The 11,284-nt window shown below is 69.8% G+C and carries 8 protein-coding genes; 1 reads left to right on the plus strand and 7 read right to left on the minus strand.

The annotated features are described in order from the left end of the window. Positions 1-265: 265 nt before the first annotated feature. From AB0M46_RS04635 to AB0M46_RS04665, 7 genes are all read right to left on the minus strand, one after another. Positions 266-1,291: a phosphotransferase family protein gene (locus AB0M46_RS04635; protein ID WP_363332920.1), complete on the minus strand. Its 1,026-nt coding sequence runs from the start codon at positions 1,289-1,291 to the stop codon at positions 266-268. Beyond that, positions 1,288-2,721: an SDR family NAD(P)-dependent oxidoreductase gene (locus AB0M46_RS04640; protein WP_363332921.1), complete on the minus strand. Its 1,434-nt coding sequence runs from the start codon at positions 2,719-2,721 to the stop codon at positions 1,288-1,290. The genes AB0M46_RS04635 and AB0M46_RS04640 overlap by 4 nt, the downstream gene beginning before the upstream one ends. Then, a complete protein-coding gene (locus AB0M46_RS04645) occupies positions 2,718-4,694 on the minus strand; it encodes an acetoacetate--CoA ligase (protein WP_363332922.1) in 1,977 nt (658 codons plus the stop codon). Before AB0M46_RS04645 ends, AB0M46_RS04640 begins: the two co-directional genes overlap by 4 nt. Positions 4,695-4,743: 49 nt before the next feature. Next, positions 4,744-5,949 (minus strand): hypothetical protein, encoded by a 1,206-nt coding sequence (locus AB0M46_RS04650; protein ID WP_363332923.1) that lies wholly within the window; start codon positions 5,947-5,949, stop codon positions 4,744-4,746. Positions 5,950-5,963: 14 nt separating this feature from the next. After that, positions 5,964-6,773: an ATP-binding cassette domain-containing protein gene (locus AB0M46_RS04655; RefSeq protein WP_363332924.1), complete on the minus strand. Its 810-nt coding sequence runs from the start codon at positions 6,771-6,773 to the stop codon at positions 5,964-5,966. Positions 6,774-6,830: 57 nt separating this feature from the next. Then, complete coding sequence (locus AB0M46_RS04660) at positions 6,831-7,973, minus strand: substrate-binding domain-containing protein (protein ID WP_363332925.1); 1,143 nt, start codon at positions 7,971-7,973, stop codon at positions 6,831-6,833. A 142-nt stretch (positions 7,974-8,115) separates the two neighbouring features. Further along, positions 8,116-9,891: an NAD(P)-binding domain-containing protein gene (locus AB0M46_RS04665; protein WP_363332926.1), complete on the minus strand. Its 1,776-nt coding sequence runs from the start codon at positions 9,889-9,891 to the stop codon at positions 8,116-8,118. Positions 9,892-10,049: 158 nt separating this feature from the next. Between AB0M46_RS04665 and AB0M46_RS04670 the strand changes: the two genes are divergently transcribed. Next, on the plus strand, positions 10,050-11,243 hold the full coding sequence (locus AB0M46_RS04670) for an acyl-CoA dehydrogenase family protein (RefSeq protein ID WP_363332927.1): 1,194 nt from the start codon (positions 10,050-10,052) through the stop codon (positions 11,241-11,243). Positions 11,244-11,284 lie beyond the last annotated feature (41 nt).

The following is an 11,284-nucleotide window of genomic DNA, read 5'->3' on the forward strand; positions in this document are numbered from 1 at the left end:
TGCCGTGGACAGCCGATGATGAGAGCGATCCCGTCGGCCACCTCGACCCAACCTGGCCGGGTTGAGGTCGTAGATCAAATTCTATAAGTAGCCGAGAACAGTGCTACTGGTCAACGGGGCCGGGGCGGGCTGGGTTAATGGGACGCGTGGACGCGGCTGGGTCGCTAGATTGCGGTCATGGGGCTGTTCGTCCGGATCAATGCGTTCCGTGGTGTGGGGCACGCCGATGTCCACGCCGCACTGGCCGACCCGATCTTCCACGCGCCTATGACGTCGGCAGTTCCCGGAGGCCGGCAGCCAGCAGCGCGGGAACGGCCTGCTCGGCCGACGCCGAGGTCGTATCGGCCGCTGCGCCCCGCCGCGCACGGTAGCTGATCCCCTGGGCGATGACGGCAAGCTTGAAGTTGGCAAGGGCCAGGTAGAACGGCCAGTGGTCCAGGTCGACACCGCGCTGGCGGGCGTACGCCTCGGCGATCGCGTCACCATCCGGCAGCCGGTGGCTCGCCCACGCCGCGTCAAACCCGAGGATCGAATCGAGCTGCGGTTGACGGTAGACGCACATGAGCGCGATGTCCGTCTGGACGTCGCCGACGGTGGCGAGTTCCCAGTCGACCACCGCGAGCACCTTGGTGAGGTCCGAGCCGTCCACCAGCGTGTTGTCGATCCGGTAGTCCCCGTGGACCACGCCGATGTGCGCCGACCCGCTCGGCAGCGCGGCGAGCAGGTGTGCGTGGAGGCGCGTCGCGTCGGCGAGGTCCTGGCTCTTGACCTCGTTCCACTGTCGCCACCACAGGCGGACCTGGCGGCCCAGGAAGCCGTCCGGCCTGCCCATGCCGTCGAGGCCGACCTCGGCGACGTCGACGGAGTGCAGGTCCGCCAGGACCCGTACGAGCTCCGTGACGCAGGACTCGAGCTCGCGGGACGTGTAGGCGTCGAGCTGCGCGCGGGTGCGCACGACTTGGCCCGCCACGAAGCCCGTGACCGCGAACGGCGCGCCGATGACCGCCGGGTCCTCGCACAGGGCGACCGCCGGAGGCACCGGTACGGCGCTGTACTGAAGGGCCTGGATGACCCGCCATTCCCGCGCGACGTCGTGCGCCGACTGGGTGAGACCGGACATCGGTGGCCGCCGGACGACCCAGCGGTGCGTGCCGTCGGTGACGACGTACGTGAGGTTGGACTTTCCGCCGGTGACCAGCTCGCTGCTCAGCGGTCCGGTCGCCTGGACGCCCTGGCTCTCGAGGAACCTGCGCACACTGCGGACGTCGAGGACGGACGGGTCGGGACTCATGCCTGGTATCCCGTGGTCCCAGCTCGACTGATCACGATCTCGTTGATCGCACTACGCGGCGACATGTCGAGCAGCGCGGTCACCGCGGCGACGACGTCGTCCACCGGGATCATCGACTCGGGCGGCACCGCATCGTGCACCCACGCGCTCATGTCGGTGTCGACGTACCCGGGCGCGATCGCCGTCGCGATGACGCCACTGGCCGACTCCTCGGCGTTGAGCCCACGGCACAGGGCCAACAGGGCCGCCTTCGCGGCCCCGTAGACGGTGAGGGACGGTTCGGCGTACACCCCGCCGATCGACGCCATGGCGATGACCCTCGCTCCGCTGGACGGGCGCCGCTGCGCGGCGGCACGCAGCAGCGGCAGCGCTTGGCTGATCATGAGGAAGGGGGCGCGTGCGTTCAGCGCGAACTGCTTGTCGTACCGCGACACCGGATATCCGTCCAGCGGCGCGGCCGAGCCGACGCCTGCCGCGAGCACGAGGGCGTCCAGGCAGTCGTGCCGCGCGGCGTGCGCGGCGATGACCGCTGCGGGCGCGTCCGGTGTGGCGAGGTCGACGTCGACATAGTCCACATGCGACGCTCCGGCCGCCTCGGCCTCGGCCGCCGCGGCGGCCAGGCGGTTCGGATCGCGAGCCACGAGGGTCAGCCGCCATCCACGCGCGGCGAGCGCGAGCGCGATGCCGCGTCCAATGCCGCGGGACGCGCCGGTGACGATCGCGGACCGCGCCGGCTCATGGTGGGTCGCCGTTGACCGTACGACCAAGGGTTCGGTGGTGGTCGTCATCGAGGCCGCCTCGCCGGAGGTTCCTTCGCCGATCCCGGCGATCGACCGCGCGATCGCCAGGTAGCGGTCGAGGAACGCTTCGACCGGCAGGGTGCCGTCCGGCCGGTACCACGACGCGACGCCAACGCACAGCGAGGCGATCGCCCGGCTCGCATGCTCCGGATAGGGCGTCGAGAAGCCGCCGTTGCGCACACCTTCGAGGATCACCCGGTCGAGCATGCGTTGCTGCTCGTCCCGTTTGGCGACGTAACGCTCCCGGTTGCCCGGCTCGAGGCTGCGCAGCTCGGCCGTCGACACCATGGCGCCCGTCCGCCGGTACATGTGGAACCGCAGCATCGACTCGACCAGCGCGTCGAACTGCGAGCGGGCGTCGCGGGACGCGGTCTGCAGCGCCTGGCGGCTGCGGGTCAGCAGCTCGTCGATGATGACCATCATGAGGTCGATGAGGATGTCCTGTTTGGACGGGTAGTAGTGGTAGACGCCAGGCACGGACAGGCCGGACCGGCGCGCCAGGTCACGCGTCGTCGTGCCGTGGTAGCCGTGTTCGTGGAACGCCTCCAGGGCGGCGTCGAGAATGCGCGGGAACTCGAAGGGCCCGTACTCGCGCCAGTTGGAGTCGGCAGGCATCGGCTCGGTCGTCACTTCGCCCGCCTTGACCGTGCGGAGCTGATGAGCATGTCGAGAGCCTCCGGGTTGTCGACGGCACCGCGGTTGACCACACGGTCCGCGTCAGCGCCTTGCAGGATGCGTTTGACCGGGACCTCCAGGCGCTTGCCGGTCTTCGTGTGCGGCAGTTGTGCCAGCAGGATCACCTCGTCGGGCACGTGCCGGGGCGAGGCTCGTTCGGCGATGCGCCGGCGGATCCGGCTGACGAGGTCGGCCGGGTCCTGATCGCCGTTCGGCACGACGAAGAGCGGCAGCCAGTATCCGCCGTCCGGCTCCTCGACGCCCACGACGAGAGCGTCCTCGACCTGCGGCATGCCGCTGAGGGCCTCGTAGATCTCCGCCGAGCCCAGCCGTACCCCGTGTCTGTTGATCGTCGCGTCCGAACGCCCGAGGATCACGACGGTGCCACGCTCCGTGATCACGGTAAGGTCGCCGTGGCGCCACACGCCGGGGAACATGTCGAAGTACGTGTCCCGCAGTATCTGGCCGTCTGGGTCGTCCCAGAAGCGCAGCGGCATCGACGGCATCGGCTCGGTGATCACCATCTCTCCCGGTGTGCCGGCCGGGACCTCCTCGCCCTCAGCGTTCCAGACCTGGACCGCCGCGCCGAGTGCGGGGGCGCTGATCTCACCGTCGTACACCGGGGTCGTGGGTGCGCCGGCGACGAAGATCCCGACGATGTCCGTGCCTCCACTCATCGATGCGAGCTGAACGTTCGCGCTGACATGGTCACGGAACCACTTGTTGGCGGTGCCGGGCAGCACTGATCCCGTCACGCCGACGAGCCGCAGCGCCGAGAGGTCGAGGTTCCTCCCCGGCTCGAGGCCCGCCCGCTCGGATGCTTCGAGATAGCCCGGGCTCGTGCCGAACACGGTGACGCCGAGATCGGCGACCAGCCGCCACAACGCATCGGGCCCGGGCGATGTCGGCCGCCCATCGTACAGCACGATGGTCGCGCCGTGGAGCAGCCCGCAGACCTGGGCGTTCCACATCATCCAGTTGGGCGTGGTGAACCAGAAGAACACGTCGCGGCCGTGCAGGTCCATGTGCAGGCCCGGCGACACCAGCTGCTCCAGCAGCACTCCCCCGTGCCCGTGCACGATTCCCTTGGGTTTGCCGGTCGTACCCGACGTGAACAGGACCCAGAGCGGGTGGTCGAACCCCACGGCCACACCGATCGGATCGGGTTCGGCCGCGAGCGCGTCCGCCCAGGTGCTCGTGTCAGGACCGATGGCGGGGTTGGCGACCCCGCCGGTCTCGACGGTGATCGTGTGCCGCAGCCCGGGAAGCAGGTCGCGCAGGTCGCGCACGTCACCGCGGCGGTCGTGCACCTTCCCGCCGAACCGGTAGCCCGAGCCGGCGATGAGCACCCGGGGCGACAACTGCGCCATCCGGTCCGCGGCCGAGGGCGCCGCGTAGTCGAGGCCCGTCTGCGCCCACACCGCGCCGACCATCGCGGTCGCCACGAACGCGACGACCCCTTCGACGCAGTTCGGCAGGTACGCGGCGACGCGGTCGCCCGGTTCGACACCGAGGGCGCGCAGGCGGCCGGCCACGGCGGCGGCCTGCGCGCGCAGCTCGGCGTACGTGATCGACGACCGCTCGCCGGTCTCCGCGACCAGGATCACGGATTCCTGGTCGTCGTGGCCGGCGCGCAGCAGATGCTGCCCGAAGTTGAGCGTGCCGCAAGGGAACCAGACGGCGCCGGGCATCCGGCGTTCGGCGAGCGCGCTACGCGGCGGGGTGGACCAGTCGACGTCGAAGAAGTCGGCGACCGCCGCCCAGAACTCCCCGGGATGGGCAGCCGACCAGGCGTGCAGCGCGCGGTAGTCGGTCACGTCGTCGAGCCTCGCTCGGCGCTGCGTGTCGAGCCACGTCGCGAATCGCACAATCCGGCTTTCCCGGACCCGTGCCGGGTCCGGCAGCCAGCTCGGTTCGATGGCAGTCATCGTCGACCTTCCTTCGTGATCAGTGCGTCGCGGGCCGGCGCAACGCTGCTCAGGGCCGCCTGGGCAGGAGCGATCCGCGGGTGAGGACCACGTCGATGGCGACGGCGACGATGAGGACGGACCCGGTCGCGAAGTACTGCACCTCCGTCGAGAGACCCAGCAGCTGGACGCCGTTGTTGATCGACCCGATGACCAGAGCGCCGAGCAGTGCCGACCATATCGATCCGCGCCCGCCGAAGAGGCTGGTGCCGCCCACGACGGCCGCCGCAATCGCGTTCAACATCAGCGGACCGGAACCGGAGGACACCGATACGCCCAGCTGGCGGGACGCGTCGACCATGCCGGCGATCGCCGCGCACGCCCCGAGCACGAGGAACGAGTAGAGCACCATGCGACGGACCGGGATGCCGGCACGCTGGGCGGCCTCGCGGTCGCCACCCACCGCGTAGAGGTGGATGCCGTAGCGGGTCTGTGTCGTGGCGTACCACGCGATCAGCAGCATCGCCGTGAGGATCAGCAGCGGCATCGGCAGCCCCCGCTGTTGCGTCAGCGTGAAGACCCCGCCGAAGAGGACGGCGGCGACGATCACGCAGGGCAGGACGACCGCGGCCACCGAGGTCGACGCACCCGTGGACCGCCGCTCCCGGTGCTGGAACAGCCGGTACGCCGTGAACGCCACCGTCCCGGCCGCGGCCAGCGCGTAGCTCGCACCCGCCGGTATCGCCGAACTCGCGATCTTGGCGAACGGCGTGCCCGCGACGCTGATCGTGAACTCGGGCGGCAGCACGACGAGGATGAGTCCCTGGAGGATGACCATCCCACCCAGGGTCACGATGAGCGACGGTATGCCGAACATGATCACCTGGGCCTCGACGAACGTGACGGCCATGCCGGCGAGCACCCCGGCCGCGATGCCGACCGGCAGCGGCAGGCCGCTGTTGACGGTCACCCCGGCGGCCACCGCGGCGCAGACCCCGGACAGCACGGCGGACGACAGGTCGATCTCGCCGACGAGCAGGACGCAGACCACGCCGAGGGCGAGAATCGCGGTCGTCACGATCTGCAAGGTGAGGTTGGTGAGGTTCTGGAAGCTGAGGTACGCCGAATTCTGGCTGTAGAAGACGGCCCAGATGATCGCCAGGACGACGAGCACCGGGATGCTGCGGTGCGCGCGGGCCGCCGACTCGATCGCCCGGCTGACCGAGGTACGGCGTCCCGCCGGCGAGCCGACCGCGGAGGATGTCGAGATGGTCACAGGTCTTCCGTTCCTCAATCGTTCGTCGACTCGTCCGCGCCGGTCATCGCGCTGACCAGGTCGGACGGTGTGTAGGCGCCGCGCCGGAACTCGGCGACCTTGGAGCCGAGCCGCAGGACCACGACCCGGTCGGCGACCTGCCGCACGTCCTTCATGTCGTGTGAGATCACGACCACGCCCCGCCCCTGGTCGCGAAGGCGGTGGATCAGGTCGAGCACCTCACCGCGTTGTGAGACGCCGAGGGCCGCGGTCGGCTCGTCGAGGATCACCACGGCGGGGTCGCTGATGAGCGCGCGGCAGATCGCGATGCCCTGACGCTGGCCGCCCGAGAGCGCGACGACCGGGGTCGTGAGCGAGCGGAGCTTGACCGACAGCGACGCGAGTACACGTTGGGCCTGCTCCTCCATGAGGTGGCGACGGACCCGCCGCCCGGACCACACCGGGCCGTAGCGCTCCTGCCCCAGGAAGAGGTTCTGAACGGCGTCGAGGTTGTCGCACAACGACAGGTCCTGGAACACCGTACGGATCCCGGCCTCCGCCGCGGCCCTCGGCGACTCCAGGCGCGCGGTCTCGCCGCGCACCCGGATCTCACCCGTGTCCGGAGACTCCACTCCGGACACGATTTTGACCAATGTGGACTTTCCGGCGCCGTTGTCGCCGACGAGAGCGACGACCTCGCCGCCGTACACCGACATGTCGACCTCGTTCAGGGCACGTACGCCACCGAAGTGCTTCGAGACCTTCGTGAGCTCGAGCAAGGAAGTCCCACGCGACGACCCGCCGGGCGACGGATCGGAGAGCTGCGGTTCGCTGTCCACGGTCATGGTTTCCTCCGCGGGGCGGCCGGCGGCTGCCGACCGCACCCTGCCGATGGGATTGGGCTACTTGTTCTTCGTCTTGCAGGTCGCGGTCTCCGCGGCCGGGCCCGTGCAGATCTGCTGCCAGGTGAACATGCCGAGGTCGACGGCCTGCTGCACCGCGTCACCGGGATCCTTGCCCTCTTCGAGGTGGATGAGCGTCGCGTCAAGCTTGGCCGTGGGTACCTTCATCGCACCGTTGTCGATGGTGTCCTTGACGAGGTCGGCCGGGGGCTGCTGGCCACCGATCGCCGCGATCGTGATCTTCGCCGCCGCCTCCGCCTCGACCTTGAACGCCTTGAGCACGTTGTCCTGCTGGTCGCCGGTGAGCATGTACTGCAGGCCGGTCAGCTCGGGGTTCTGGCCGCCGTACACGGGAATCTTGAGGTTCTTGCCCTTGAGAGCGGCGATGATGCCCGCGGTGATGCCGTCGTAGAACCCCAGGAACGCGCCGACGCTGTTCTGCGTCTTGGTAAGGCACTGCTCGGTGGCCTTGGTGGCGTTGTCCGGCGCCCAGTCCTTGATGTAGTCCTCGCAGACGACCGTGATGTCGCCGCTCTTGATGAGCGGGTCGAGGACCTGGTTCTGCCCGGCGAGCATCTGCGTCGTGTACACGTCGCCCTTGTTGCCGTACTGGCGGGCGACCTTGACCGGCTTGGCGCCGAGCTTGCCGGCGGCGACCTGCTCGGCGAAGTACTTGGCCTGCTGGGCGCCGACCTTCTCCGGGTCGAAGACCACCTGGCCGTACAGCGTTCCCTTGACGGGCGGGTTCTCGTACCCGATGACCGGGACCTTCGCCTGCGCGGCGGCCTGCAGCAGGCCGGCGCTGGTGTTCGGGTCGGCGGCGACGACGACCAGCGCCTTGGCGCCGGCGGCGATCGCCGCGTTGGCCTGCGCGAGCTGCTGGTTGGAGTCGCCTCCCGCGTTGACGAACTTGACCACGACGCTGGGGTCCAGCGCCTTGATCGCCTTCTCGAACGCCGGACCGTCCTGCTGGATGTAGCGGGTCGGCGTGGTGTTGGGTGCCATGAAGTAGACGAGCTTGGATTGTGAACCGCTGTTGCCGGTGCCGGAGTCTTTACCGCCACAGGCTGCGACAAGCAGGATGCTGGCGCATGCTCCTCCGGCGATGACCGCCCGGAGGATCGCGCCATGGGTACGCTTCACTGGGTACTCCTTTTGCTGGACATTCCACGCCGGACGGCGGCAAATGGGCTTGCGGGGGTGTGGATCGGGCCCAGGCGGTGGGTGCGCTGGGCGTCGGGGTGGCCCGAACGGTGCCGGGCCACCCTCCGTCGGCGTCACACCGTCAGGACGTCTGGAGTCCCGCGTGCTTCGCGGTGATCTGCAGAGCGAGGTGCTTGGAGTAGATGCGGACCCAGGCAAGCGGTCCGCCCATGTACCAGAACGCCGGATGGCCCGTGCGCCGGTAGAGCCCGCCGATCTCGCCGTCCTCGCCGATGCCGAGGACGAGCGGAAGCCGGTCGGCGACCTCGTCGCCGAAGAGCCGGCGGGCCGTCTCGCGCATGTTCTTGTAGCCGGTGGCGAGAACGACGAGATCGGCCTCCAGGGTCCGGCCGTCCTCGAGGCGGATGCCCTCGGGCGTGAACTCCGCGAGCCCGGAGCCCTGCGCGAGCTTGATCTTTCCGTCGGCGATGAGCTGCGAGCAGCCCACGTTGATGTAGTAGCCGCCGCCGTACGCCAGCGCGTAGCCCATCAGCCCGGTGCCGTCGGGCCCGTCGTTGCGCTTGAAGCCGACCGCGTCGAGCGCGGCGAGCAGCTCCGCGTCCTTCTTCGCGGTCTCCTTGACGCCTTCCTTGGCCATCTCGAGGACGAGCGGCCACGGTGTGCCGCTGGCCAGCAGGTCAGCGTACTTGGTCGGAGGGCCGCCCTCGACGAAGTTGCTGCCGAAGATCGCCGGGATGCCGTGCTCCTGGCTGATGATGTGGGTCGACGAGCGCTGCACCAGTGTGACGTCCGCGCCGGCTTCGTAGAGATCCTGCGCGATGTCGTGGCCGCTGTTGCAGGCGCCGACGACTACGGCCTTCTTCCCGGCCCAGCTGCGGGCCGAACCGTGCTGGCTCGAGTGGTAGCTCGTGCCCCCGAACCGATCGCGCCCCGCAACGGCGGGAACGTTCGGCTCGCCGGCGGCGCCCGTCGCGAGGATGACGTCGCGCGGGTGCACCTCCCGCTCCCCCTCGGGCGTACGGACGCGCAGCGTCCACCGCCCGGTCGCCTCGTCGTAGGCGCTCGAGGTCATCTCGGCCGACGTCCAGACGTTGAGCTCCATCGCCGAGGCGTACGACTCGAACCAGTCGGCGATCTTGTCCTTGGGGCAGTAGACCGGCCACGAGTCGGGATACGGCATATACGGAAGGTGGTCGGCCCATACCGGGTCGTGCAGGACCAGCGAGTGGTAGCGCTTGCGCCACCCGTCGCCCACCCGTTCGCTCTTCTCGAGAATCAGCGTGTCAACGCCCATGAGCCCCAGGTTTGCGGCGACGGTCAGACCGCCCTGACCGGCCCCGATGACGACCACATCCGGGTCGGAGCCGTCGTAGCGCACATGCTCCTGCCGCTTCTGGAGCCAGTTGCGCCCGCCGCTGTCGGCGGGGTTGTGCCGCGGCCCCCTGGACCGGTGCGGGCCGATCGCCCGCTCGTGATCGCGCAGGTCGTCGAGTTCGGTCAGCACGGTCCAGGCGACCCAGTCGCCGTCCTCCCGGAGGAGCCGGACGGCTCCCCGTCCGAAGCCGAGCGGGGTCTCGAAGGTGATGAAGCCTTCGACGATCTCGTCGTCGCCACCCTGGTACCGCGGACCGAACTCGGTGGTCATCCGGACATTCGCGAATGCATCCGGCGCGAGGTGGTCGCCGAGCATCGTCGCGACCTTGTCCCGGCCGCGGTAGGTGCCCAGGTCCCAGGTGAGCGCCAACAGGTCGCGCCACCAGCAGTCGCCGGCGAACAGCGCGGTAGTTCCCGCAACGTCGGCGGCCTGGAGTGCCGCCGTGAACCGGTCCAGCCACGCGGCGAACGTGGCCTCCGCCGTGACCCCGGCCGCGATGGCCTGGTGTGTCTCCGTCGCCATTGACGCGCCCTTCCGTCCGTAGCATCTTGATACAGTCCGAGCGCTCGCTCGGTAGCGTTAGAGTCTGGACCTGGACCGTGTGACGAGCAACACCTTCGCGAAACTTTCTTGTAACGAAGATCGCCGCGAGGTCCACGACCACCGACAGTGAGGTGCCCATGACCAGCGGATCCGACGACCTCGTCGCGCGTACCCGAGCCTTCATCGACGCCCACGTGATCCCGGTCGAGGACGAGTTCGACGGGGACGTCGCCGCCGCCGGCGGCGAGCAACTCCGCGTCGACCTGCAGCGACGGGCGCGCGCCGAAGGCGTCTTCGCACCGCACGCGCCACGGGAGTTCGGCGGCCTCGGTCTGGGGATGCAGCAGTGCGCGCCGGTCTTCGAGGCGGCCGGGCGGTCGCTGTTCGGCCCGATGGCCCTGAACATCAACGCTCCCGACGAAGGCAACCTCCACCTGCTCGACCGCGTCGCGGCCGGGGCACAACGTGAGCGCTACCTCGCGCCCCTGGCCCGCGGCGAGCAGCGCTCAGCGTTCGCGATGACCGAGCCACCGCCCGGCGCCGGATCGGACCCGAACGCGCTACGGACGCTCGCCCGGCGGGACGGCGACGGGTGGGTGATCAACGGCCGGAAGAAGTTCATCACCGGGGCCGACGGGGCTGGCTTCTCCATCGTCATGGCCAGGACCAGCGGCGAACCAGACTCCGCCGGCGGCGCCACGATGTTCCTCGTACCAGCGGGACGCGACGGGATCCGCATCACGCGGCATGTCACAACAATGGACAAATCGATGCTCGGCGGGCACTGCGAGCTCGAGTTGACCGACGTCCGGGTCGACCCGCAGGACGTGCTCGGCACGGTGGACGAAGGGTTCCGCTACGCCCAGGTCCGGCTCGGCCCGGCGCGCCTGACGCATGTGATGCGCTGGCTCGGTGCGGCGCAGCGCGCCCACGAATCGGCGGTCGCGTACGTCAGCGAGCGCTCCGCCTTCGGCGGCCCGTTGGCCCGGCACGGCATGGTCGAGCTCATGATCGCCGACAACGAGCTCGACCTCGCCGCCACCCGCTCCCTGCTGCTCACCGCCTGCCGGGTCCTCGACGCCGGCGGTGCGGGGCGCGAGGAGACGTCGCTGGCCAAGGTCTTCGGGGCCGAGGCCCTGCACCGTGTCGCGGATCGCGCGGTGCAGATGTGTGGCGGCGCCGGCGTCTCCGCCGACCTGCCGATCGCCCGTATCGCCCGCGAGATCAGGCCGTTCCGGATCTACGACGGCCCCTCGGAGGTCCACCGCATGTCGCTCGCCCGACGTGCCGTCCGCAGGTACGGCCGGCGCAGGCCGGGGACGTCGGACTGAAGATCGGCGCTGACGATGCCGTCACGCTCCATCGCCCGCAG

Origin of the sequence: Dactylosporangium sp. NPDC051485, assembly GCF_040682015.1 — a bacterium.
Lineage (GTDB): Bacteria > Actinomycetota > Actinomycetes > Mycobacteriales > Micromonosporaceae > Dactylosporangium.

Bases quoted from the DNA above. Each gene is read 5' to 3' on its own strand.
- AB0M46_RS04665 (WP_363332926.1), bottom strand. From the start codon at position 9,891: ATGGCGACGGAGACACACCAGGCCATCGCGGCCGGGGTCACGGCGGAG.
- AB0M46_RS04670 (WP_363332927.1), top strand. From the start codon at position 10,050: ATGACCAGCGGATCCGACGACCTCGTCGCGCGTACCCGAGCCTTCATC.
- AB0M46_RS04655 (WP_363332924.1), bottom strand. From the start codon at position 6,773: ATGACCGTGGACAGCGAACCGCAGCTCTCCGATCCGTCGCCCGGCGGG.
- AB0M46_RS04635 (WP_363332920.1), bottom strand. From the start codon at position 1,291: ATGAGTCCCGACCCGTCCGTCCTCGACGTCCGCAGTGTGCGCAGGTTC.
- AB0M46_RS04645 (WP_363332922.1), bottom strand. From the start codon at position 4,694: ATGACTGCCATCGAACCGAGCTGGCTGCCGGACCCGGCACGGGTCCGG.